This window comes from Streptomyces sp. CBMA156, assembly GCF_014596515.1.
Taxonomy (GTDB): domain Bacteria; phylum Actinomycetota; class Actinomycetes; order Streptomycetales; family Streptomycetaceae; genus Kitasatospora.
In genome coordinates this window covers 1-24,631 of sequence record NZ_MSJQ01000235.1, presented here as the reverse complement: position 1 = coordinate 24,631, position 24,631 = coordinate 1, and the positions used below count along the sequence as shown (strand labels likewise).

Annotated in this window: 21 protein-coding genes and 1 pseudogene; 19 read left to right on the top strand and 3 right to left on the bottom strand. The window is 71.1% G+C overall.

Annotation, left to right across the window (positions count from 1 at the left end; genetic code table 11):
* The first annotated feature begins 1 nt into the window (after window position 1).
* The 3 genes from BU198_RS19545 to BU198_RS19535 all read left to right on the top strand — a co-directional run bounded on the left by BU198_RS19545 (window position 2) and on the right by BU198_RS19535 (window position 4,045).
* Window positions 2-1,537 carry a hypothetical protein gene (locus BU198_RS19545; RefSeq protein ID WP_188298151.1) on the top strand — a complete coding sequence of 512 codons (1,536 nt, stop codon included), beginning with the start codon at window positions 2-4 and terminating at the stop codon, window positions 1,535-1,537.
* 186 nt (window positions 1,538-1,723) lie between these two features.
* Window positions 1,724-2,311: a Scr1 family TA system antitoxin-like transcriptional regulator gene (locus BU198_RS19540; protein ID WP_188298150.1), complete on the top strand. Its 588-nt coding sequence runs from the start codon at window positions 1,724-1,726 to the stop codon at window positions 2,309-2,311.
* A gap of 381 nt (window positions 2,312-2,692) precedes the next feature.
* Entirely contained in the window at window positions 2,693-4,045 is a 1,353-nt protein-coding gene (locus tag BU198_RS19535) for a hypothetical protein (protein WP_188298149.1), read from the top strand.
* 69 nt (window positions 4,046-4,114) lie between these two features.
* On the opposite strand, the gene BU198_RS19530 is transcribed toward BU198_RS19535, so the two are convergent.
* Both BU198_RS19530 and BU198_RS42285 read right to left on the bottom strand, forming a co-directional pair.
* Complete coding sequence (locus BU198_RS19530) at window positions 4,115-5,149, bottom strand: transcriptional regulator (protein ID WP_223244640.1); 1,035 nt, start codon at window positions 5,147-5,149, stop codon at window positions 4,115-4,117.
* Window positions 5,150-5,269: 120 nt separating this feature from the next.
* Window positions 5,270-5,455, bottom strand: a pseudogene (locus BU198_RS42285) (helix-turn-helix domain-containing protein); the annotation flags it as partial.
* 450 nt (window positions 5,456-5,905) lie between these two features.
* On the opposite strand from BU198_RS42285, the gene BU198_RS19525 reads away from it, so the two are divergent.
* The 15 genes from BU198_RS19525 to BU198_RS19455 all read left to right on the top strand — a co-directional run bounded on the left by BU198_RS19525 (window position 5,906) and on the right by BU198_RS19455 (window position 21,620).
* Window positions 5,906-6,766 (top strand): 2-keto-4-pentenoate hydratase, encoded by an 861-nt coding sequence (locus BU198_RS19525; protein ID WP_188298147.1) that lies wholly within the window; start codon window positions 5,906-5,908, stop codon window positions 6,764-6,766.
* Between the two features lie 77 nt (window positions 6,767-6,843).
* On the top strand, window positions 6,844-7,719 hold the full coding sequence (locus BU198_RS19520; RefSeq protein WP_317620205.1) for an acetaldehyde dehydrogenase (acetylating): 876 nt from the start codon (window positions 6,844-6,846) through the stop codon (window positions 7,717-7,719).
* Between the two features lie 8 nt (window positions 7,720-7,727).
* The gene (gene dmpG / locus BU198_RS19515; protein ID WP_188298146.1) at window positions 7,728-8,783 is read left to right on the top strand and encodes a 4-hydroxy-2-oxovalerate aldolase; all 1,056 of its coding nucleotides are present in this window, start codon (window positions 7,728-7,730) and stop codon (window positions 8,781-8,783) included.
* A gap of 2 nt (window positions 8,784-8,785) precedes the next feature.
* Window positions 8,786-9,634 (top strand): CoA ester lyase, encoded by an 849-nt coding sequence (locus BU198_RS19510; RefSeq protein WP_317620204.1) that lies wholly within the window; start codon window positions 8,786-8,788, stop codon window positions 9,632-9,634.
* 34 nt (window positions 9,635-9,668) lie between these two features.
* Entirely contained in the window at window positions 9,669-10,202 is a 534-nt protein-coding gene (locus BU198_RS19505; RefSeq protein ID WP_188298145.1) for a MaoC family dehydratase, read from the top strand.
* Window positions 10,203-10,342: 140 nt separating this feature from the next.
* Window positions 10,343-11,524 (top strand): enhanced intracellular survival protein Eis, encoded by a 1,182-nt coding sequence (gene eis / locus BU198_RS19500; RefSeq protein ID WP_188298144.1) that lies wholly within the window; start codon window positions 10,343-10,345, stop codon window positions 11,522-11,524.
* 225 nt (window positions 11,525-11,749) lie between these two features.
* The gene (locus BU198_RS19495) at window positions 11,750-12,649 is read left to right on the top strand and encodes an aminoglycoside phosphotransferase family protein (RefSeq protein ID WP_188298143.1); all 900 of its coding nucleotides are present in this window, start codon (window positions 11,750-11,752) and stop codon (window positions 12,647-12,649) included.
* Window positions 12,650-13,018: 369 nt separating this feature from the next.
* Window positions 13,019-13,819, top strand: a complete 801-nt coding sequence (locus tag BU198_RS19490; protein WP_188298142.1) for an aminoglycoside phosphotransferase — start codon at window positions 13,019-13,021, stop codon at window positions 13,817-13,819.
* A 73-nt stretch (window positions 13,820-13,892) separates the two neighbouring features.
* Window positions 13,893-14,945 (top strand): Ldh family oxidoreductase, encoded by a 1,053-nt coding sequence (locus BU198_RS19485; protein ID WP_188298141.1) that lies wholly within the window; start codon window positions 13,893-13,895, stop codon window positions 14,943-14,945.
* A gap of 23 nt (window positions 14,946-14,968) precedes the next feature.
* A complete protein-coding gene (locus BU198_RS19480; protein WP_188298140.1) occupies window positions 14,969-16,111 on the top strand; it encodes an LLM class flavin-dependent oxidoreductase in 1,143 nt (380 codons plus the stop codon).
* Window positions 16,108-17,640, top strand: a complete 1,533-nt coding sequence (locus BU198_RS19475) for a Gfo/Idh/MocA family oxidoreductase (RefSeq protein ID WP_188298139.1) — start codon at window positions 16,108-16,110, stop codon at window positions 17,638-17,640. The genes BU198_RS19480 and BU198_RS19475 overlap by 4 nt, the downstream gene beginning before the upstream one ends.
* Window positions 17,640-18,638, top strand: coding sequence for a phosphotransferase (locus BU198_RS19470; protein ID WP_188298138.1), 999 nt, complete (start codon window positions 17,640-17,642; stop codon window positions 18,636-18,638). Before BU198_RS19475 ends, BU198_RS19470 begins: the two co-directional genes overlap by 1 nt.
* Window positions 18,635-19,936: a hypothetical protein gene (locus BU198_RS19465; RefSeq protein ID WP_188298137.1), complete on the top strand. Its 1,302-nt coding sequence runs from the start codon at window positions 18,635-18,637 to the stop codon at window positions 19,934-19,936. Before BU198_RS19470 ends, BU198_RS19465 begins: the two co-directional genes overlap by 4 nt.
* Window positions 19,933-20,685: a PIG-L family deacetylase gene (locus BU198_RS19460; protein ID WP_317620203.1), complete on the top strand. Its 753-nt coding sequence runs from the start codon at window positions 19,933-19,935 to the stop codon at window positions 20,683-20,685. Before BU198_RS19465 ends, BU198_RS19460 begins: the two co-directional genes overlap by 4 nt.
* Window positions 20,686-21,230: 545 nt before the next feature.
* Window positions 21,231-21,620, top strand: coding sequence for an NUDIX hydrolase (locus BU198_RS19455; protein ID WP_188298136.1), 390 nt, complete (start codon window positions 21,231-21,233; stop codon window positions 21,618-21,620).
* A gap of 117 nt (window positions 21,621-21,737) precedes the next feature.
* Here the strand turns inward: BU198_RS19455 and BU198_RS19450 are convergent, their stop codons facing one another.
* Window positions 21,738-22,043: a DNA-binding protein gene (locus tag BU198_RS19450; protein ID WP_188298135.1), complete on the bottom strand. Its 306-nt coding sequence runs from the start codon at window positions 22,041-22,043 to the stop codon at window positions 21,738-21,740.
* 1,088 nt (window positions 22,044-23,131) lie between these two features.
* Between BU198_RS19450 and BU198_RS19445 the strand changes: the two genes are divergently transcribed.
* A complete protein-coding gene (locus BU198_RS19445; protein ID WP_188298134.1) occupies window positions 23,132-24,502 on the top strand; it encodes an integrase in 1,371 nt (456 codons plus the stop codon).
* Window positions 24,503-24,631 lie beyond the last annotated feature (129 nt).

Sequence of the window (24,631 nt, the reverse complement as noted above, 5' to 3'; positions counted from 1 at the left end):
GATGACCAGCACGAACACCGACCCGTCGACCCGGCGCAGAGGCCGGCGACGGCTCACACAGGACGAGGTCGCGGCCCGTCTACGGGCGGCCGGGCTCGAACTCACCAAGCCGTACGAGGGTTCCACCGTTCCCGTGCACGTCCGCCACATGACGTGCGGCCATCACGACCGGGGCCTCCTCGCCGATCTCTCCGTTCTCCGGCGGCCGTGCCGTGTCTGCCACCCGCGCTCCGCCAACCGCAAGGCCCCCACCACGCGGACCTACGACCTGACACCAGACGAAGCCGTCAAACGTCTGAACACCGACGGATGGGAGCCCCTCACCCCCTACCCCGGCTCAACCGACCGACCATGGCGTATGCGGCACCGAACCTGCGGATCGGTCGAACACCACGCCCTACGAGGATTCCTCGGCCACTGCACCAGCTGTGACCCGGCTGCCAGAGCCGCCCAGGCCGAGCTGACCGGCCTCGGCTATACCCCGGTTCACCCCTACCCCAACAGCCGAACCGCGCCCTGGCACGTGCGCCACACAGCGTGCGGCCACATCGTCGCCAAGCCGCTCGACGAACTCACCCACGACAGGTGCCCCGGCTGTGCACCCCGGGGAAACGGCCCTGGCAGCCGCCCCGGGGCTCGGCCGAACAGCCGCGTCCCGCTCAGTGAGACGGCTGCCGTGGACCGGCTGCGAGCCTACGGCTACGAGCCCGCTGAGCCCTACCCCGGCGGCGTCACCCTCGCCTGGAGAGTCCGGCACATCGCGTGCGGCCACGTCTGCGTCCGAACACTGGACAAACTGCGTGCGGCCCACCGTTCCAACCGTGCCCGCAGAGAACAGGGCATCGAGAAGAAGGAAACTCTCTGCCCCGGCTGCCGGACCGCGGCCAGGACGACCACCGTTGACACCTCCGGCAGGCGCGCCTCGGTCGGTCGGCCCCGCCTCGACCACTCCGTCGTCGAGGACCGCCTCCGCGCCGCCGGCTACGAGCTCCTCCACCCGTTCGAGACGACCCGGATACCGGTCCGGGTCCGCCGCAAGGCCTGCGGACACACGGCCACCGCCAGACTCTTCCTCCTTCTCAGAGGAACACGCCCGTGTGCCGGCTGCGCCCCCTCCGCCGTCCGGACCCCGGTCAACGCCGAGGACGCCATACAACGCATCCGGGCCGCGGGCTACACGCCGATGCAGCCCTACCCCGGTAGTACCGAGAAGCCGTGGTCCATGCGGCATCTGGCCTGTGGGACGGTCGTCAGCCGGCCACTCAAGGCGGCTGCGGGCTGTGCGCACTGCCGTGTGAAGGAAGCGGTGGAAGTGATGCGTGCGGCCGGCCTGGAGCCGCTGGAGCCATACCCGGGCGTCACCATCAGGCCGTGGCGCTGCCGCTGCGGCGGGTGCGGAAGCGTCGTCACACCGAACCTGCGCAACGTGCGCCGCACCGGAAAAGGCTGCCGTCCGTGCGGCTACGAACGGCGCGACCGGGCCCGCAGGGACACGAAGCAGGTGGACCTTCCGGCGACGTCATGCCGGGCATCGTGACCTCGCCGATGACCAGCCCGCGCTACGGCATCCCAGGCCCGGACACGTGCCCTTGCCGGTCCGGTCGGCAGCCGCCGCACTCGCCGGACGTACCGCCCGGCTCGCGGTCGGGCCCCTCCCACTGCGGAACCTCACAGGGCCGGCCACGACCGAACAACGACAGCACCGAGTGAAAGCAGACCGTGAATGAGCACCACCACGACCAACGTGATCGGAGTGCCGGGTGCCAACTCCGGCCCCGCGCTCGAGGTTCCACAGCCGGCCGATTCATGGATGGCATCCCCGCCCCCTGAGGGTGCTCTGCGTGCCGACCAGATCGAGGCCGCCACGGCCATCGTGCGCGTGCTGGAGGACGAGGACCGCACCATCCTGACGAAGGCGTGCGGGACCGGGAAGACACGCACGCCCCGGCTGGCGCGGCCGGACAGTCGCGTCGTCCTGCTGCTCAACGAGACCCTGCTCCACGCCTGCGCCCAAGCTGGCACACAGCCATGGAGCGGACAGCTGCAGCACCTCACCGCGCTGGCTGAGGGCACCGGGTTGAGGGTTCGCATCGTTCCCCTGTGCAGCAGCCAGAGGATCCTCGTCGACCGCGTCGGCCTTCGCCTCGGCCGACGCCGGACCGTCACTGTCACCCCGAGCGGCGCCGAGACGTTCTACGAGGACCTGGCCGACGATCGCCTGACGGCGCAAGGCCGGGTGGCACTGGGCCACCGGGCGAGCCTGGACCTCCTGCGATGGGCCGCCGCAGGAATGCTGGAGTCACCGTGGTGACGCGTATTCGGCCCAGGTGCTGGGACATCTCGGCGCAAGGTGTGTCCGGCAGCGTGCTGAGGGACGGGACAGTACCTCGGTCACCGGCCGCTACCCTCCAGTGTCCCTTGCCCGGCTGGTGTTCGCAGTCGGCATGCGCGAGGAGTCGGTCCTCTGTGGGTCCGGCGTCTGGGCTGCACTATCACGCGTACCAACAGGCCGGGGCGCTTCGTCAGCCCCGCTCTCGTTCCTGCCCATTCGCCCACAGTGGCTGACACGACGAGGTGACTCATGTCTGCGAGGGATCAAGGTGCAACCGCACCGCCGTCCACCAGGGTCGACGACGGTCAAGCCACAGGCTCGTCCACTGCCCGGCATGGTGGTTCGTCGAAGCTCCACAAGGTGAACACCGCCCTGGGAAGCCTGATCGCGGCGGCTGATGTGAAACGGGCGTGGCTCGCGCGCGAGATCAACAGGCTGTCCCAGAACGATAGCAAGCCCACCGCCTACACCCATACCCATGTGCAGCGCTGGCTCGACGGGGCAAAGCCTGGCGAAATGACCTCCAAGCGGATTGTTCGGTTGCTTGGCGAACGTTTGAACCGGGTTGTCACTCTTGAGGATGCTGGGTTCGGGGAGTTGGCGCCGCTCGACCCCGCGGTCGGGTTGGATTTCCCCCGCGACCGTGAGACCGCTCTCGGGAACGCCATCACCTGCTGGAGGACCGTGCACCGCCGTGATGTCCTGCGCCTGCCCAGTGCCGCACCCGCCGTCCTCGGCGCGGCGACCATGCGGTGGATGGCAGTCCCAGCCGACGTCCCCGCCCCGCGTCACGGAGAACGGCGCGTCGGCAGGACCGACGTCGAGGAGGTGTGGGCGGCCGCTGCTCAGGCTCAGCTTGTGGACTCCCGGTATGGGGGTGGCGACTGGCGCGACAGCAACGTCCTGGTCTGCCTGCGGTCGGCGGCGCCGCTGCTGGCCGGCAACTACTCCGCCGAGACCGGGCAGGCGCTGCACAGCGCCGTCGCTGAGCTGTCGCGGGTCGTAGGTTGGGCGGCCATGGACGCGGGGCACCACGGCGCGGCTGACCGGCTGCTGATCCAGGCCCTGCGCCTGGCCCGGTCCGCCGGCGATGTGGGGCTGGGCAGCTATGTGCTGGCCACGCTTGCGCTGAAGACGTTCCTGGCCGGCTGGCCGTCGCAGGCCGCGGACATGGCGGAGGCGGCATACGAGCGGGGCAAGGGCCACGCCGCGCCTCGGGTGTTGGCGTTCTGCAAGCTTGCCTTGGCCAGGGCGTTGGCCAAGGACGGCGATGGTGTGGGCGCCGCCGCCGCGCTGGTTCGCTGCGAGAACCTGCTGTCCGGTATCCACCAAGGTACCTACGACCCCTCGTGGATCTCGTACATGACCCCTGAGCGGCTGGCCACCGACAGCGTCGAGGTGCACAGGGACCTCGGGCTCACGGCAGCGGCCCGGCGCTGGGCCGAGCGCGCCGGTGCGATGCCGGTGGGCCGCTACACGCGCGCGGTCGGCATCCGTCATGCTGTCCTCGGCAGCACGCATGCGATCGACCGGGACCTCGAGCAGGCGGTGACCGTTGGCTACCGGGCACTGGACATCCTCGCCGGGGTGCGATCTTCGAGGGCACACAGCTACCTCCATGACCTGGTCGGCAGGCTCGACCCATGGAGTGGTGATCCGCGGGTGCGTGAACTTGCACACCAGGTCGGTTCCGGCCTCCCACCGTCGGCTTGAGTCGCTGAGCGCCCGGGGGGATGTCACCTCCGGGCGGCGGATGCTGGTGAAGAGGCGGCCGGGAAGCGTTCAGGTGAGGACCCCGGTCCGGCGTGCGAAGTCGCGCACGCCGGCCGCGGGCATCGCTGTGTAGAGCAGTTCGGACGTGAGCGCCTGCAGTGCGGGTCGGCGGGCCTCCTCGGGGGCGACTCGGTCGACGAACCGCAGTGCGGCCAAAGTCCGCTGCTGGTCGCCGAGGCGCATCCACATGCGGGCGGTGTCGGTGCCCCAGCGCGCCTGGCGCTCCGCCGTGGGCAGAGCAGCCGGGTTGATCCGCGTCGCGTGGGGGACGGCCTGGTCCGGCTCGCCGAGCACCGTGTGCACGCCGACCCGGTACAGGTCGACCTGGGTCGGCGTAGCTTCCACAGTGAACAGCCGCTGCCGGGGGAGGCCGACCGGCAGCCGGTCGACGGCCTCGGCGGCTCCTGTCAGCAGGTCGTGGGCGCTGCCGGCGTCGTGGGCGCATGCCGCGGTGTAGGCGGCGGTCATCCATAGGCTGGCCGCGACGGCCCGCGCGGCGGGGCCGTGGTCGTCGAGGTCGCGGGCCGTGCGCTCAAGGAGCGCGACGGCCGCACCAGGACGGCCGGCACGGCGCATGGTGATGGCGAGGACGCGGACAGCCTCGCCGATGACGACCGGGTCTCCGCTCTGGCGAGCGGCCTGTACGGCCCTGTCGGCCGTGGCCCAGGCGAGGTCCGAGTGGTGCTTCGCCGCCAACTCCGTGGCCAGGACGTAGCCTCGCGCGGCAAGGGTGTGGGCCCGCTCGCGGGCGCCGCCGCTGGAGGAGTCTCGGTGGGCCTCGGCGGTCGCGATCAGGCCCGGCAGGGCGGCGCCGAGATCCCGGTAGTGCGAGGCGGTGAATTGCGCCCGGGTCGCGGCGAGCAGCCGGTCCAACTGCGGGAGCGAGGTTCCGGACACGGGCGCAGGCGGCGTGTAGAGGAGTCCTACCAGGTTGTCGGCCGGGTCGGCGGAACCGGCCTGCGCCGAGCCTGCCGCCGCGGCCTGTGGGACCGCCAGGGAAGCGGTCGCGGCGACGCCAAGCAGCAGCAAGTTCCGACGGCGCATGGGATCCTCCGGGTCCGACGTCCTGGTCGCCACGATAGCGCCGGAAGTGGCCCCGGATGGCTGTTGTGGCCTCAACGCCGCTGCCGAGACCTCGAGTTTGTACGCACCGAGGTCGATCTCCAGTACGTCCTCGAAACGCAGGAGCGAGTGGGGCGACGGCCGCATCTCACCGTTCTCGATCCTGCTCACCGCCGAAGCCGAGTAGCCGGTTTCCTTTCCCAGCTGGGCCTGCGTCATCCGCCTGGCAGCGCGAGCGCCGCGGATGACCGCTCCGAGATCACGGCTTCCTTTGGATGAAGTAGCCATTCGACTCCCCAACTCGCCTCACCTGTAAGGGTAGTGGGGTTGGCTTCCCCAGCCGGTTCACAGGATGTGCGGATCCCGCACGCCGTGTGCGGGTCATGGCCGAAGGGCTTCCCCGCCGCACACGGCTGCGGTGTGCTGAATCCCGCGCCCGGTGGGCCGAACATCGAGCAGACATGACGCGAACATGCCCAATATGTCGAAAAGTGCCCCCCTGAAAGTGCCTTCCGCCGTCCTGCGATGTGGTGTCTCCTGGGTCTCCACCCGGAACGCTCGCCCGCAGGTAGCCGCCACACGCCGCCGGCCTACATCCAGTGCGATCCAGCCTTCCCGGACCGCCACAGCCCCGCCCTGCGCGCCGCCACTTCTCCCCTCAACAGGACCTCGGTCGGCCCGACGGGCCCCGGGGCGGCGGTCGCCGCATCAGTGTTCTGTACGAAGGAGTGCCACGAGATGATCCCCTTGGATCCGCTGGGTCCCGCGACCGCGACCACGCAATCCGGGTACCGGCTTCCCGTCCCCGCCGAGGTGGGGAACGCCCAGGGCTGGGTGGAGGACGAGGCCGGCCTGCTGCGCGAGGCCGAGCGGTCCCGCCGTCCGGTCGCCCCGTTGACGAAGCGGCACCCGATGGCCGATCTGGGTGACGCCTACCGGATCCAGTGGGCCGGGGTGCAGCAGCGGTTGGGTGGGGGCGCCCGGGTCGTCGGACACAAGGTGGGGCTGACCTCGGCCGCGATGCGTGAGCAGATGGGCATCGACGAGCCGGACTTCGGAGTTCTGCTGGACGACATGGTCGTGCCCATCCGGGGCGAGCTGGCCTTGGATGGGCTGATCAGCCCCCGCATCGAGGCGGAGTTCGCATTCCGGCTCTGCCGGGACCTGGCCGGAGAATCCGTCGGGGTGCGCGAGGCTCGGGCCGCGGTGGGAGAGGTGCTGCTCGCCCTGGAGGTGATCGACACCCGCTACCAGGACTGGAACCTGGCCCTGGTCGACAGCATCGCGGACAACGCGGCGTGCGCCCGGATCGTCGCCGGCCCCGCAGTCCCGTTCCTTCCGGACCTGAACCTGCCGTCCGAGGTGCTGACGGTGACCGTGGACGGGACCGCGGTGGCCTCCGGTGCCGGGAGCGAGATCCTCGACGACCCGATCGAGTCCGTGGCGTGGCTGGCCCGCCGGCTGGCCGCCTTCGGCCTGGGCCTGAAGGCCGGTGAGGTGGTGCTGGCCGGAGCGGTGCACGCCAGCCTCCCGCTGACGCCCGGCCAGGTGAGCGTCTCGTCTGCGCACCTGCCCCCGGTGAGCGTGCAGGTCCGCTGACCCGCCGCGCACCGGCGCCGACTCCGGTCGGCTTCACCTCACCCCAAGGCACCAAGACGAACGGAAGGAGAACCATCGTGGCTGAGCCCACGAGGCGACTGAGGGCCGCGGTCCTCGGGACAGGCAAGATCGGACTGGACCTAGCCGAGAGGATCGGCAAGTCCGGCGTGCTGGAGTGCGCACTGGTCGTCGGCCGCGACCGCTCATCGAGGGGGCTGCGCGAAGCGGCCGCGATGGGGCTGGCGACCGCCGCCGACGGGATCGACTCCCTGGCCCGCAGCGGTGAGCACTTCGACGTGGTCTTCGACGCCTCCCACGCGGCGGCCCATACCGCCCACCAGGTCCAGCTGGCCGCGACCGGCGCCGTGCTGGTCGACCTCACCCCGAGCGGCGCCGGCACCAGGGTGGTGCCGAGTGTCAACGGGACCCGGGCCCTGCCGTCGCGGCACTTCAACCTGATCAGCTGCGGCGGGCAGACGGCGATCCCCGTGCTCCACGCCCTCGCCCAGGTCTGCGGGCCCACCTACATGGAGGTCGTGGCCACGGCCGCCACGGCCAGCACCGGCCGGGGCACGCGCCTGAACATCGACGAGTACATCTCGACGACCCAGGTCGCGGTGCAGGAACTTGCCTGCCAGGCGCCGGTGAAGGCGCTGCTCAACCTGACCCCGGCCGACCCGGCACCGCCGTTTCGCGTGGCGGTCGCGGCGCTCGCGCCCACCGCAGAGACCGACGCAGTGCAGGCCGCGGTGCACGCCGCGGCGGAGCGGGTCCGGGACTACGCGCCCGGCTACGCCGTCACCTCCTGCACCGTCACCGGGCAGCGGATTGACGTGGCCCTGGAAGTCACAGCCCGTTCCGGGCACATCCCGTGGTACGCGGGCAATTTGGACATCATCAACGCGGCCGCGGTGCACATGGCTGAGCAGCACGCCGCCGCCCTGACCCGGTGAGGACCCCCATGACCCAGTTGCTGGACCGCCCGCCCTCCGCACCCGAGGTGGTGCTGCATGATCCGACGCTTCGCGACGGCCACCACGCGGTGCGCCACCAACTGGACGCCGACCAGCTGCGCGCGTACGCCCGCGCGGCCGACCGAGCCGGCGTCCCCGTGGTCGAGGTCGGCCACGGGAACGGCTTGGGGGCCTCCTCTCTCCAGCTCGGCCGGGCCCGGCTCAGCGACGACGAGATGCTCACCGCGGTGCGCGAGGAGCTGCGGAACTCCCGCATGGCGGTGTTCATGGCGCCGGGCTGGGGCACGGGCAAGGATCTGCGCAACGCGGTGAAGCGCGGCGCCGACGTCGTGCGGATCGCCGCGCACTGCTCGCAGGCCGACGTCGCCGAGCGCCACCTCGGCCTCCTGGGCGACCTCGGGGTGGAGGCCCAGGCCGTGCTGCTGATGAGCCACATGGTCAGCCCCGAGATGCTCGCCGAGCAGTGCGCGCTGCTGGTCGCCTACGGCGCACACGCCGTGGGCATCATGGACTCCGCTGGCCACTACCTGCCCGCCGACGTGACCGCGCGGATCACCGCCATCGTGGACGCGGTCGGCGAGGTGCCGGTGATCTTCCACGGCCACAACAACCTGGGGATGGCGGTGGCCAATTCGGTGGCCGCCGTCGAAGCCGGGGCACGGGTCATCGACGGGTGTGCCCGCGGGTTCGGCGCCGGGGCCGGCAACACCCAGCTGGAGGTGCTGGCCGCCGTGCTGGAACGCACGGGTCACCCGACCGGGATCGACCTGTCCGCCCTGCTGAACGCCGCCGACATCGCGCAGGCCCAGCTGATGCCAGCCCCGCCGACCATCGACTCGATCAGCGTGGTGAGCGGACTGGCCGGCGTTTTCAGCGGGTTCAGGCTGCCGGTCCTGGAAGCCTCGCAGGACGCGGGCGTTGACCCTGTCGAGGTGTTCTTCGAGCTCGGCCGACGCCAGGTGATCGCCGGTCAGGAGGACCAGATCCAGGCCGTCGTCCGCGACCTGCAGAAGGCTGCGCCCCGGACACGGGGCGGTGAGTAGTGGTGAGCCCGACCACGCTGCCCGTCAGCGGGGCCTGGATGGTCACCCCGGCCGTGGCCACCGGCCGGTTCCACCGCGCCCGCACCTGCGGCGCCGCCATCACCCTCGTCGACCTTGAGGACTCCGTCGCCCTGCACGACAAGGACACCGCCCGCACGCTGGCCGCCGACTTCTTCACCACCGCCCCATCGGACGGCCCGCTGGCTGGGGTGCGGATGAACTCCCTGCTCACCCGGGACGGAATTCGGGACCTGCTCGCCATGGCCGACTACCCCAGCAGGCCCCCGCTCGTCCTGGTCCCCAAGGTCGAGTCCGCCCGCGACATCGAGATCGCCGCCACCGCCCTGGACCGCGACGGCTATACCCCGCAGATCTGGGCGCTGATCGAGACCCCGCGCGCCATCGAGGACGCGGCCTCGATCCTGCGCGCACCGCGACTGGCCGGCGCGCTGTTCGGCGCGGCGGACTACGCCCTGCTCACCGGCGGCGCCCGGACCTGGGAGGCGTTGCTGCACGCCCGCTCGGTCCTGGCCAACAGCGCCGCGGCCGCCGGCGTGGCGGTGGTCGACTCCCCGTTCTTCGAGCTGGACGACCTGGAGGGCCTTCGGCGCGAGGCCGAGCTGGCCAGGGCGCTCGGCTACGTCGGCAAGACGGCCGTCCACCCCCGCCAGGTGCCCGTCATCACCGAGGCGTTCAGGCCCAGCGAGGAGGAACTGGCCCACGCCCGGGCCATTGTCGCCGCCCGCCGGCGCAGCGGGGCCTCGATCACCTCGGTGGACGGCCAGATGGTCGGCGCGCCGTTCTATGCCGCCGCCGTGGCCCTCGCCGAGCGGGCCGACCAGCACCCGTGACCAGCAACCACACCGCATCCGAAGGAGTACATCTATGACCACCATCACCGCCTTGCAGGGCCTGCGGCCCGTCGGGGAGAACACCGTGCGGGAGAATGTCGGTGTGGGGCTCGACGAGCTCACCGTCGGCCTGGTGATCGAGCACCGGCCCGGACGGACCGTCACCGCCACCGACCACACCCTGATGCTCGCCCTGACCGGCAACCCCGCACCGGTCCACTCCGACACCCAGTTCTGCGCGGCGACCGGCCGCGAGAAGGTGCTGGTGTGCGGGATTGTCACGCTCGGCCTCGTCATCGGCATGACGGTACGCGCCACCAGTGGGCTCACCTCAGCGAACCTCGCGCTGGACGACGTGCGCTTCGAGCACCCCGTCCACGAGGGGGACACCCTCTACGCCACGACCGAGGTACTGGAGGCCCGCCCGTCCACGAGCCGACCCCACGAGGGAGTCGTGACCTGCCGCGCCAACGGCTACAACCAGGACAGCCAGCGGGTCCTCACCTTCACGCGGACCTTCCTCGTCCCCGCCGACGCCGCCACCGTCCGCAGTGCGACCAACTACTAGAAGCCCGAACGCACTTGGCACCGGAACCCCAGCGCGCCCGGCCCCGGGGCCGGGAGCTTGAGCGTCACCTCCCGGCCGCCAGCGCAGTTGGGCTCGTGAAGGCCCTGACGCAACCGAAAAGGAGAGGAAGGAGTATCACTATGGCCGCCTCGACCGTGTCGATCATGGAAGCCGACGACGAGCTGTGGAACGAGTACGACCTCCTTGCCACGCGCGCCTTCGGGCAGCCGGTTCAGGACGTGCGGCTCCTGGGCGCCCACGCGGACCGCCGCGTCGCCGTGCGCGACGGGCGGGTCATCGCCGGGGGCCTGGGCCTGCTGGTTCCACAGTACTTCGGAGGCCAGGCAGTGCCGGCAGCCAGCATGGGCTGCGGCTGCGTGGCGGTCGAAGAGCGCGGCGATCGGCTCGCCGACAAGCTCCTGACCGAGCGGCTCCGCGTACTCCAGGACCAGGGCGCGGTCCTGGCAACCCTGTGGACCGCGTCCAACGGCTACGCCCGCCGCATGGGCTGGGAGGCCCCCGCCCAGGTGTACTCCTACTCCCTGCCCACCGACGCCCTCACCCGCCTGCGCTTCGACGACCCGGGATTCGAGATCACCCAGGGCGCCGGCGAGCAGCTCCACCGACTGCAGGACGACCTGGCCCGACAGTGGAACGGGCCGTGGCAGCGCCCCGCGTGGTGGCAGGACTGGCAGCAACACCAGCACCCCGACGTGACCACCTACCGCTTCAACCCGCCCGGCGGCGAGGTGACCGGGTCGCTGTCGGTGGCCGTCGAGAACCACCCCAGCCAAGGCCGGCAGGTGAGCGTGTACGACATGTGGGCCGCCGACCACCGCACCGGTATCGCGATGCTGGCCTTCCTCGGCCGGTACAACAGCCGCGTGTCCACCGTCGCCTTCCAACGCACCGCCCTGCCGCCCGCACCGCTGCTGGCGAACCTGCTCTACCGGGGCGGCGACCTGTCGGCGCGCTCCTGGCACCCGTGGATGCTGCGCATCCTGGACCTGCGCCGAGCCGTCGAACTACGCGGCTGGCCCGCCGACATCGACCTCGTGCTGCCGCTTTCGGTCGTCACCGACGACGCCACCGCCACCGAGCAGTACACGCTGCGCATCCGCGCCGGCCACGGCGAACTGGCACCCGGCACCCGTGAAGGGCACCTCACACTGACCCGCAGACAGTTCACCCTCTGGTACGCCGGGGGCTACCGCAGCACCGCCGCAGCCACGCTGGCCGGCGTGAACGCGGACCCCGACACCGTGGCCCGGCTCCTCGCGGCCACGGCCGAGCGAGAACCCTGGCTGGCCGACTACTTCTGACCCCGCCCGCCCCATCCCCGCGCAGACCGGCTGTCCCAGCCGACGAGAGCGGAAGGCGCCTCTCGGTAATCCGGCAGGTCCGGCGGTGCACCAGCACCCGCCACCGCTCCATCGTCCGCACCCCGCCCACCCGGCGGGTATCGTCGGTGCACCGCCGCTACCCGCCGCGCAGCGCCCCGGCCGCCGGGCCACCGCTGTACCCACGCGAATCGGAGAGCACCTCACATGACCCGGAACACCCCTATCCCCTCCGACCTGCGGCGGTGGGTCACCGAGAACCTGGCGGGCGGGGACCTGGCCGCCGCCGACGTGTCCTGGCCCAAAGCGAAGTCCCAGGTGTGGCGCGTGAGCGTCGGCGACCGGATCGCCTACGTGAAGATCAGCCCGAGCGCTCCGGGCTATCAGCGCGAGATCACCGGCTACCGGCACGCCGAGCACGCCCTGGACCCCGACGGCGCGCCCCGGCTCCTGGCCGCCGACCCCGGCCTGCAAGCCATCCTGAGCTCGCCCCAGCCCGGCCGCGTCGTACGCGACCTGCCCCTGGACCCCCGCGACGAGCAGCGGGTGTACGAGCTCGCCGGCCGCTCGCTCCGCCTCTGGCACGACGCGTCCGCCCCGGTCCCGGACCGGGACCGGGAGCGCGACGCCATCGGCGCGTCCATGGCGCAGCAGGCCGCAGAGGCCGCCGCGTGCCTGGACAGCGTCGGCGACCAGCTGGACGCCGCCCAGCGCGCGCTGGTGCGGTGCGTGGCCGACGAGCTGCCGCAACTGGCCCGCCAGGTGCCCGCGGTCTACCGGCACGGCGACTTCGCCACCCGCAACTGGCTGTGGGACGACTCGACCGGTGTCCTGGGGCTGATCGACTTCGAGATGGCCGCCCACGGGCTCGCCGTCGAGGAGTACACATGGCTGTACGCCGCGGTGTGGGTGAAGCGCTCCGACCTCAAGAAGGCGTTCTTCGACGGGTACGGCCGCCCGCTGACGGCCGAGGAGGACCGGCTGCTGCGCCTGCTGACCACCCGGCTCGGCGTCTCGTACCTGAACGGCGGCTTCATCAAGAACAACTCCGTCCTCATCGACCGGGGCCGGTTCGTCCTGGCCCGTATGGCCGACCAGGACCAGTAGCCGTCCGAGGGGCCGGCCCGGGCGACGAGTTCGCGCGGCTGTCCGGCCCCGTCCGGCCACTGAGCCAGGCCCATTTCACCGGCGACGCCCGCCCGCTGTCTCCCGAAGGAGACCGGCTGCGGCAGCTGCTCACCGTCCGCCGCAGCTCCTGATGCCCGCGTGACCATCCGGTCAACGACCTCGCCGGCCTGGTGGCGCGGCCCCACCTGGGCCTCGACCGGATAGCCACCCACCGGGCCGTAGTCCGATCGGTGCGCAGCTGGCTCCGCTCCCGCCCACCGTCCCCGGATTCCCGTAACAACCTGGATCAGGAGTTACCCCATGGCCTTGGCTCCCCACCCGTTAGGCCCCACCGCTCCCACCGCCACCGTGTGGAGCGGTCTCCCGAAGCAGCTGCGCTCCGCCGTCGAAGCGGCCTGCGGTCCGGTGCTTACCGCCACCGAGGCGACGGCAGGCAGAACCGCCTGGCGGCGCCTGTCCCTGGAGATCCCCGGAGGCCTGGTGTTCCTCAAGGCCACACCGTTGTCCCACCGCCACTGCCACACCCTGGACACCGAGGCCCGCGTCGCGGCCGCCGTCCGCACGCTCGCGCCCCGCCTGCTGTACCACGGTGCCGCCGCCGACTGGCGGTGGCTGGTCTTCGAACACGTGCAGGGCCGGGCCGCCGACCTGTCCCCGGGCGCGGCAGACCTCGGCGCCGTCGCCCGCGTGCTCCGGCACCTCGCGGTGCTGCCCGCCCCCGACGCCGCCCTGCTACGGGTCGAGGATCGCTGGGAGTACCTGGGAGCCGACCTGGACCTCGGCCTCCTGGCCGGGGACCGACTCGTCCACACCGACCTGAACGCCGGCAACATCCTCATCCGACCGGACGGCACCGCAGTCCTGGTGGACTGGGCGTGGCCCGGGCGCGGCGCCGGATGGCTGAGCGCCGCCTTCCTGCTCGCTCAGCTGATCGACGCCGGCACCAGCCCGGCCGACGCCGAGAACTGGGCCTGGCAGGTACTCCCCGACTGGGCCGCGGCCCCCACCGACGCGGTCGACACCTTCGTCACCGCGCTCACCCGCCGCCGCGCCGCCCAGGCCGCCACCTGTAGCCCCGCCCGCCGTACGGAACGGGAAGGGCAACTGCGCACCGCCACGGCCTGGAACCGATTCCGCTCCCGCTCCTGACCCGCCCTCAGTCCTTCGACCGGCCGCCTGCCGCGCCCCGGTCCCACCCCGCCATGCCGTCGAACGGAGAGCCATGCCCGACACCGCCCCCACCGGTCCCGCCCGCGCTCCCGCGCCAGCCGCGCCGGCGGCCGTGCGGGTGGAGATCGCCGAACTCGAGGACCTGATGCTCCGGGCGTGCGCGGCCGCGGGCGTGCCCGACGGCGCGAGCCGCCAGGTGGTCCAGCACTTCCTCACCGGGGAGCTGCGCGGCAAGCCGTCCCATGGCATCGCCAAGTTCTGCTTCGAGGCCACCCTGTTCGCCGAACGCCAGGCCGAGCCGCTCATCGTGCGGGAGTACGGAGCCCTGGCCGTCGTCGACGCCCGGCGCGAGATCGGCCCGCTCGCCGCCCGCTACGCCGCAGACCTGGCCATCACCCGGGCCCGGGAGTTCGGCGTCGGAGCCGTGGGAACCATCAACGCCCAGCGCTACGGCATCCTCGCCGAGGTCGCCGAGCACGTCGCCGACGCCGGCATGGTCGCCATCGTCACGAACACCTCCCGGCCTGAGGCCACGCCGAGCGGCGGCCGCACTCCCGTACTCGGCGTGAACCCGCTCGCCTACGCCGTCCCCACCCTCGACGGACCTGCATCCGCGGACATGTCCACCACGCTCGCGCCGATGGGCGTGCTCTGGGAAGCCCGCCGCGCCGCCGACGAGCTCCCCGACGGCTGCTTCACCGACGCCAACGGCGAACCGACCACCGACCCCCACCGGGCCCACGCGGCAGTGATCTTCGGCGAGCACCGCGGCTTCGCGCTCTCCCTACTGCTGCAGACCCTCACCGGGAGCCTGTTCGGCTTCCCGATGGGCACCGGCGTCGACTCCACCTGGACCACCGGCTACACGGTCATCGCCCTCGACCCCACCCTCGGCGGCCAGACAGACGGAGCCCCCGCAGCGAACACCCAGCTCCTGGCCGAGATCGCCCGAGGCCGCACCCGCGACGGCCATCCGCTGCGCCTGCCCGGCCGCAGCAGCCGCGAACGCGAGCAGGCGGCTCTGCGCGAAGGCGCCATCGCCCTGCCCGCCACCGTGCACCGCCGCCTGCTCGCCCGGGCCGCCGGCGACCTCACATCCGACTGACCAGCGCGAAGAAGGGCACCCTCATGCAGTTCCACTGGTTCCTGCCGACCGGCGCCGACGGCCGCACCCTGACCACCGGGATGCGCGGCACCCACGGGCCCGGCCACGACACGGCCACCAGCAGAGTCCCGGGCTCCGACCGGCACCGCGCCCCCGACCTGCGCTACCTCACCCAGATCGCGCAAGCCGCCGAACACCTGGGCTTCGACGCGATCCTCACCCCCGCCGGCACGTTCAACGAGGACCCGTGGATCACCTGCGCCGCCCTCGCCCAGACCACTGAGCGCCTCAAGTTCCTGGTTGCGCTGCGCCCTGACGCGATATCGCCGACGCTGGCCGCACAGATGGCCGCGACCTTCCAGGGCCAGTCCCGGGGCCGGCTGCTGCTGAACATCGTCACCGGCGGCGATCCGGCCGAGCAGGCCCGCTTCGGCGACCACCTCGGCAAGGCCGCCCGCTACGCGCGCACCGATGAGTGGCTGACCGTGCTGCGCGGCGCCTGGAGTCCCGAGCCGTTCGACCACTCCGGGGCGCACTACGACGTGCGCGGCGCCGCCGTCTTCTCCCCGCCCGACCCGATGCCGGGCGTGTACTTCGGCGGCTCCTCCGACGAGGCGCTGCCGGTCGCGGTCCGCCACGCCGACGTCCACCTCACCTGGGGCGAGCCGCCCGCCGACGTCGCAGCCAGGCTGGAGCGCATCCGCGAGCTGGCCGCCCATGCGGGGCGCAGCGTCCCGCGGTTCGGGATCCGGTTCCACACAGTGGCCCGCGACACCGCCGCCCAGGCGTGGGCCGCCGCCGAGCGCCTGCTGACTGGGATCGACCCCGAGCATGTGGCCCGGGTGCAGACCACGCTCGCCGGCAGCCAGTCCACCGGGCAGGCCCGCCAGAGCGGGCTGAGCACCGCCTACCGCCACAGCGCGCGGACCTCCGACCTGGAGGTGCACCCGAACGTGTGGGCCGGGGTGGGGCTGCTGCGCGGTGGCGCGGGCACCGCGCTGGTCGGCTCCCATCAGGAGGTCGCCGACCGGATCGCCGAATACGCGGCGCTGGGGATCGAGGAGTTCATCCTGTCCGGGATCCCGCACCTGGAGGAGGCCTACGAGGTCGGCGAGGGCGTCCTGCCGCTGCTCGGCGCCGACCGCGCGGTGGCGGTGGGCCGGTGAACGCCGTCATGAACGTGCTGGTCGTCGGCGTCGGACCGCACACCCGCCTCAACCACCTGCCAGCGCTGGCCGCCGCCCAGGACACGGGCCTGGCAGGAACGGTCACCGGCGTCGACCTGTCCCACAATGCCGCCGCGGTCGAGTACGGCACACCCGACCGGCCGCGGCGCATGCCGGTTGTTGCCGTCGAGCCGTTTCCCGCCTCGCGGCGCGAGCTGCCCGGCGCGGTACGGCGCGCGCTGGAGACCGTGGTGGAGCAGGAGCGGATCGGGGCCGTCGTCGTGGCGACCGAACCGTCCGTGCACCTGCCGTACGCGCTGTGGGCGATCGGGCGGAACCTGCCAGTGCTGCTCGACAAGCCGCTGACCGTGCACCCCGCAGCGTCCACCGATCCGGCGGCGGCGATGGCGATCGCCGACGACTTCGACACCCTGTTGGACGCGTACCGGGCGGGGCGGCAGCGTGATCCGCGGATGGTGGTCAGCGTGCTGAGTCAGCGGCGCTGGCACCCGGCGTTTCGCAGGGTGCGGGAGCTGATCGGCGAGGTCGCCGAGGCGACCAACTGCCCGGTCACCTCCATCCAGTCAAGCCACGGCGACGGCCAGTGGCGGCTGCCGGACGAACTCGTCGACCTGGGCTACCACGGCTTCCGGGACGGCTACGGCAAAGCCGCGCACTCCGGCTACCACCACTTCGACATCGTGCCGTGGTGGCTGGCCGCCGCAGAGCGGCCCGGCAAGGAGCTCGACGAGATCGAGGTCCACGCCGCGTGCACCCGACCGAGCGACTTCCTCGCCCAGCTCACCGCCGCCGACCACGAGCGGTTGCTGCCCGGGTTCGCCGACCGCAACCCCTACACCGCGCAGGATCTGCACCGCCTCGCCGGCTTCGGCGAGGTCGACATGTTCCTGAACGTCGCCTACCGCAGCCACGGCCGAACGCTGGCGTTGGGCAGCCACAGCCTCGCCCACACCACCTTCTCCCAGCGCGGCGACCTCCACCCGGCACTCGGCGGCCTGTACAAGGGCAACGGCCGGATCGGGCAGGAGAGCCACATGGTCCAGCAGGGCCCGTTCCAGGCGCTGCACCTGCACGTCCTGCAGACCCTCCACGCTGATGGGGACGGCGTCGACCGGCGGGCGGCGGGCGGTGCCGACCATATCGAGCTCCACGTCTTCCGCAACGACGGGCTGGGACTGGGGTGGGAGCGGCACCGTGTGCTCGGCTTCGACGACCTCACCTGGGACAGTAGAGGCGAGGTGGTGCTGCCGACGCAGCGCTCGGCGCGCACCTGCGCCGTCACCGACTTCCTCTCCTACCTCGCCGGCCGCATTCCGCGCGCCGAGATGGCCTCTGACCTGGCCGACCACCGGCGCCCGGCCCGCCTGATGGCCGCCGCCTACCTCTCGATGGCCCGCCGCGAGGCCGGCGGCGGGCAGCCCTGCCCCCCGGTCGTCCTCGACTTTCACCCCGCCTCCGCCCCGGTGAGCCATGGTGGCAAGGCCCTCGCCACGCTGGGGGCCGCGTGATGACCGCCCCGCCCGCCGTCCCCGCCGCGCCCGCCCTGGCCCGAGTCCTCGGCCCGCACCTGTTCCCTGTCCTTGAGGCGTGCCGCCCCCACGCCGGACGCCTCACCCACATCGAGGCGTGCACCGGCGGGAACGTCAGCCACGTCTTCCGCGTCCACGGGGAGGCGGGCAGCGCGATCGCCAAGGTCCGCGGCCGCCAGTTCGCCCGGATCGCGATCGACACCGACCCAGCACTCATCGCCCTTGAGCATCGTGCCCTGACGATCTATCACGGTCTGCTGCCCGACATGTTCCCGCAGGTCCTGGCGTTCGTGCCCCAGGCACACGCCATGGTGATGAGCGACATCTTCCCTGACCGACGCACCTGGCGCGAGCATCTGGACGAGCGCGCCGCCACCACCGAGCAGTGCACCCGCCTGGGCACGGCCCTGGCCCGCATCCACCTGGCCACCGCCCACCTTCCGCCGCTGCGCGACGGCGACGGCGACGACCTGTTCCGCACCGAGCACGCCTACGGCTACTGCCTGCGCGCCAGCGGGCACCGCACCCTTGACGAGGTGTGCCGGAGCCTGGACGCCCTGCCCGGCCACCAGCTCGTCCTCGGTGACGCCAGCCCGAAGAACATCAGCCTCGCCGCAGGGCGCACCGCGTTCGTCGACCTCGACAACGTCCACACCGGCACGCCGCTGTTCGATCTCGGCTACCTCCTCGCCCACCTGGTCCTGCACCACCTCACCCGGCCCGAGCACCTGCAGCCGCTCACCACCACATTCCTCGACGCCTACACCCCGGTCAGGCCCTGGCGCAGCGACGACCTCCTCGCGGCCGTGGCGGCCGGGGTGCTGCTCTACCGGCTGGAGGCACGCACCGTCCCCTACCCGCCTACCGCCCCGCCTGCCACGACCGGCCGGATGCGCCACCGGCTGCGCCTGTTGCTGGACGCCGGGCCGTTCACCGTCCCCGACCTGGTGGAGACCGCACGGCAGGTGACAGCGTGAACCGTCCCCTCGCCCCGGCCAGTGACCGGGCGGACCTGGCAGCACTCGCCGAACTGAGCGCCCGCGGCATCCACGTCCCCGGCGTCCCGTCGCTGGCCCGAGACCAGAGCCCGTTCGCCCGCCCCACCCTCGCCTGGACCCGCACCGTCGCCCCGGGCGTCACCCTCACCGCCCGGCCGATCGACCTCAGCGCCGACTGCTTCACCAACGCCTATACCCTCACCGTCGACCTCGGCCGCGCCAGCTGCCGGCCCGTCTCCTCACCCGCCGGCTTCCACCTGCGCCACCTCGTCACCGGCCCCGCCGTCGCCGCGGCCTCCGGCGCCTTCTCCTACATCTCCGACGACCCTGCCTACCAGCCCGCCGAACCCCGCCTCGACCTCGCCGTCGGCGACCGCTGCGCCGTCAGCCTGCCGACGATCACCAAACCCGCCCTGCTCATCCACCAGGGGCGCCCGACGCTGCGCACCCTGGCCGCCACCGGCAGCGTCACCATCGCCGGCCACCCGCACACCTGGACCGGGTCCAAGGAACCCCAACCGCATCGTCACCAGCCGGGCCACCTCAACGTGTTCGGCGCGGCCAACTGCCGCATCCGCTACCGCGACGACCCGCGCACCGGCTTCCGGCGCGACGTCGACCCGGCCGCCAACACCACCCTCCGGGACCCGGCAGCCCTCGACTGCACCGTCACTCATACCCCCACCGGCCCCCGGATCACCGCGCTGCACCCCGGCGGCGGCGCAGACCTGTTCACCGGCGCCTACATCCTGCGCACCCACCGGCCCTGGCCCGCCCACCTCGCGCTCGGCGCGCCCGTCCACGTCACCGCTCTCGACACCCTCGCCACCGCCGGCATCGACAGCGGCCTGTCGCTGGGCCCGTCCGCCGCCGACGCCGCCGCCGGACACACCGCCGCCTGGGACCAGAGCCTGGGCACCAGCCCCTTCCGCCCCGACGCCCGCTACGCCCGCACCTTGCTCACCCTCGACGGCCAGCACCTGACCATCACCGTCCTCGACGGTGCGCCCCTCGCCCCAGGCTTCCAGGGCGCCACCGTCCAGGAGACCTCCGAGCTGGTGGAGCATGCCGGCCACGACCCCGCAGCGGTGTTCCACCTCGACGGCGGCCAGACCTCCAAGATCGCCCACCGGCACAGCGGCCAGGTCGACGCAGTCGGCAGCCTCCACTACCTGCGCTGGCCCCAAGATGCACATGAACCCTTCCGCTGGCAGGGCCTCGACGGCCGCCGACTGCACAGCGCCCTGCAGATCACCACCCTCCCGGAGTCCCCGTGACCACGACCCAGCTCAGCCCCGGCCGGTCCGTCCTCGCCGTCGTCGCACACCCTGACGACGCCGAGCTCGCCATGGGCATGCGACTGCTCGACCACGCCCAGGCCGGCGACCGCGTCCGCGTCCACTGTCTGAGCGCCGGGCGCCCCGGGAAGGACGGCGAGGTGCGCCAAGCTGAGTGCCTGGCCGCCGCGGAAATCCTGCGCATCGACCGGTACACGTTCTCCGCCATCCCCGACACCCGCTTCACCGACCATCGCGGCGCCATCAACGCGGCGCTGTTCGACACCGTCGCCGTCGAACGCCCCGACATCGTCTACACCCACTTCCCCGACGACCAACACCTCGACCACGGCGCTACCGGCGAGGAGGTCACGGCGGTGGCGATGCGCGAAGCCTCCGACCTGATCTACTTCCGCTCCCTCTACAGCCGGAACTTCGAGCCCAACCTGCTCTTCGTCGGCACTCCCGAACTCCTGGCTGCCAAGCAGAAGGCTCTGGCATGCTTCGCCTCGCAGCAGCAGCTCGACATGACCGTCTTCACCGGACTGAACACGCTCGCCTACCGGCAGCACGTGCACCACCGCGTCGTCGAGCGCTTCCCCGACGACGCCCACGGCGTCGAGATGTTCCGTACCGCCCGCCAGATCGTCCACGCCACCCGCCCGTGCGCCCCTATTCGCCCGCCAGCCCTCACGATATCTACAGCAGCGGCGAGTTGGCCGGGCTGGCAGGCCGACACAGTCGTCTGACGAACCCCGGAAGCAGAGCGGCGGTGACACCGACCATCGCCTGAAAGCGCTGACGACCGGCCGGCCTGTCATCGAGGAAGGCGTCAGCGTCCCGGACCGCGGCGACCGAGCCTTCCTCCCGGACGGCCAGGTGCACACCAGCCTGGTCCGCCTCGACGCCGCCAGCCTCTTCCTGTTCCCACCGCCCGACCGGCCCCAGATCGGGGGAGCCGTGATCGGCTGGCGCCCGCTGTACCGCCTGAGGTCGGGTAGCCGGGGCACGGTAACGTGACCCGGCTACCCGACCTCAAGCCCTTCCGCCGGATCCGGGGCACAGGAGAGCGGAAGTCACGTGAAATCGAGAAGGCCGCCTTCGACCCGGGCTCGCCGGGAACCGCCGGGCTTGATCGGACGACTCGAACAGCGGCAGGGTCTGCGACCTGGGCGCGGTGTCCGATTGAGTGTCAATTTCTATGTAAAACATAGTCAGTGACGGTTTCTTGCGACGCTGGGCCGCGCTGTGCTCACCTTCCAGGATAAGAGGATCTACGAATGATGACTTCGAAGTGCTGACGGCTTCCGCTTGCCACGAAGGAATCGAACATTTCGGGGTCGGCATCGTGGTACGCGACCGTTCGGGCCGGGTTCTGTTGATCCGGCGGACCGACCACGACGACCTACCCGGTTCGTGGGAGTACCCGGGTGGCGACCGCACGAATGACGAAACGGTGGAGGCCGGCGCCGCCCGCGAGCTCGCCGAGGAGACCGGCCTCACGGGCCTAGACCTGGAGTTCGCGCGCACCATCGACTACACCGACCACAAGCGCCGCCGGGTGCGGCAGTTCGTGTTCACCACCGCCGTCCCGGATGGCACGACGGCGGTTCTGTCCGGCGGCCACAACGGCCAGCAGTGGGCCCGGCCCGACGCGCTGCCGCACACCGATGTCGTACCGTAGGGATCAAGGTCCGTCAGCACCTGCGATAAGGCCAGTTCAACCCGAGTAACGAGCCGGAGTCAGTAACTCCTCGTCGCCCAGCGACGGCGCATCGCTGCAGGTAGCGTGTTCGTCTGATCAGGGGGCGACGGGTGTTTTCACAGTCGCGCGGCGAGGACTGCGTCGGCGCGGTATCGGCCGCCCCGTGCGGGGGTCGCCGGCCGAGCGCGTGGCATGGATCGCGGCGCGCTGCTCGCAGTTGGTGATGATCCGGCCGCCGCGGCCGGTCCGGCCGCAGAGCGTGGAATGGTCCCGGAGGAAGCGGCGCAGCCACGAGACGGAGCACTTCAAGACATAGGCGGTCTCCTGGACCGTCATGTACTCCTGCGCGGGGTCCTCGGGGGCAGTGGGCACTCCGTAGAGCTCGTAGGCTTTGGTGGCCATCGTCATGTCCTTTCAGGCTGGTGTGCTTCGTCCGGATGCGGCGCGAGGCGGTCGTCGGTGGTGCCGAGGGCTGCCCGGAGGGTGATGTGTAGTGGGGCTCATGTATCTACGAGTGCCGCTTTCGAGGTGAGGGAGGCGGCTATCCCCGCCTGTGGTGCCAGCTGTATACGCGTTCCGTGCGGCTCGCGCCCCCGTCAACCCTGCAGGTCAACGGTTGGTGCACCCCAGCAACCTAACCTTAGTCGGCCTCGATTGTATAGACCCAGATAGCCTTCTCGTGGACTATCTGGTGGACTGTCTGGTGTAGTTGAATGGATCTGGATGGTCTTGTCGGGGGTCTTTTGATCAGTAGTCGGCCTTTCTCGTGGATGGGTCTAGCTGGCGACAGCTGGCCCTGTGAGGATGCCAGTATGGGGACTCGCGATCTCGCCCGACTTGCGTCACGTGTCACGGCGCACCGACTGGGGCTCTGCCCCTGGCGCTTCGCGGTCATCGAGGCGGCAGGTATCTCCAAGGGCATGGGGCGACGAGTTGAGGAGGGGGTAGATGCTCGCGAGGTGGCCTGCGCAAAGGTCGACCGGGCGCTCGGGTGGGCTGCGGGGGCTGTGTTGCGGGGACTGAAGGCGCCGAGCCAGTCCTTGTTGGCACTGCTGGCGGCGAGTCGGCATCGACCGGGGTCGGGCTAAGTGTGTATGCCGTCCGCGTAGCTGTGTTCAATGCTGCGAGAAAGGTGATGCCGAGCGTATCGATCGGGGAGCTTGACGCTTTTAGTGAGCAGTTCGTGGAGGCGCTGCGGAGGTTGGGCGATATGTTGGAATGGAAAGGATTCGCTTCAATTCCCGTATAATCTTTGGGCCTTACCGCGACTCAAGTAAAAGAGAGACGGTGTGCGTCCTGCCGTCCGGGAGTTCCGGAGATCACGTGGTTCGAAAGCGCGTGAGGCAGCTCATGGAGGCCCAGGGCCGTGATTGTCTGTCATGCCGTGGATGCCTGACCGGGCGTTCACGGTAGGACGGGTGGCGGAAGGAATCAGCGAATGGAGTGTCTGCCGGCGCCTGCGCGCCGATCATCGAAGTGGGAGATGACAGATGCCGTACACGGAAGTCCGCGGGAACAGCATCCGCGTGAAGTGGTGGACCGGGCAGTACAAGCTGGACGACGGCGGCAAGCCGACGACCACGAAGCTGTACAGGTCCGCGTCCAAGAATCTGGACGGTATGCCGTTCGCGCATGAGGATGAGGCGTTCACCTTTGGCCTCGACCGGGAGTCCGACGTGCGGAACCGTCGGGGCCAGAAGGTCGCCGCCCCGATCAATATGGCAGACTACTGCGACCTCTGGTTCGCGGGGGTCAGTCTGCGCAGCAATTCCATGATGGCGTACAAATACCGGCTGTCGGCTGTGATTCGCCCGTATTGGGCGCAGAACAGGGTGGACGCGATCACGCCCATCCAGTACGACGCGTTCAGGGAATTCGTGCAGGCCAAATACTCGCACAACTATGCGAAGGCGGTTCTGGGCACATTCAAGATGATCATGGACGATGCGGTAGTGAAGTACAAATACCGCGAGGAGTCGCCCATCGTGGAGCAGAAGCGGCGAGGCCTGTACAAGAAGAAGCAGGTGCGCCGAGTCAAGCGGCAGCTGTCCACCCGATCCGTGCACCAGGCGGCCCAGAACGCCTACTACGTCTGGGGATTCGCTGGGTGGACCTACATCTGGACCATCGCCTTCACCGGACTGCGGCCGCCGGGTGAGATGTTTGGACTGCAGCGCGGCTACGCTTCGCCGTACTGGCCCGCCTCCGAGCCGGACGCCGAGCTGCGCGTGGAGGCCCTCCAGCGGTACGAGTCCCTCCACGCTCTCCGGGTGCAGTACCAGACCTATCGGGCCGACAAGAGAGCAGTGCTGGCTGCGCCGAAGTACGACAGCTGGAGGACGATCGTCATCCCGCCGTTCCTGCACGAGATGCACCAGGCCCTCCTGGCGTCGCACGACCAGCCGTGGATGTTCCTGTCGATGCAGGGCAAGCCGCTGCTAAGCGCGAACTTCGCTAAGACCTACTGGCTCCCGATCCGGGACGGCGCCGAGGAGCGGGCGTCCCGGCCTCGGTACGAGCGGCGGGCCCGACCAGCACTGCCGGCCGTCGTGGAGATGGCTGGAGAGACCATCTACCGGCTGAGGCACTGGCACAAGGCGAAGCTGGACGAGCCGGGCGACATCCCACGGGTGGCAGTTGAGGAGCGGATGGGCCATGAACTGCCGGGAGTGGAGGGCACCTACAGCGAGGTGACACCCGTGATGGAGGCGCGGATAGTTGGGTATCTCCAGGGAGTGTGGGAGAAGGAAGTGATGGGGGCCGAGCTGTGGATGCCGCCTTTTCCCATGCCTCTCCCAGGCAGGCTCGCGAATCCGGATCCGTCGCTGTTCAGCGGCCTTCCCACTCTGGAGTACGAGTGATGCAGCAGATCAGCGGCACCGTCGCGGTGGTGGAGAGCGGCCGGTTCGTCCGGCGGCCCCCGCTGCGCCCGGTCACCCTCGACCTGCCCGGCGGCCGCCGCGGCACCGCCTACACCGTCGGCCACCCGG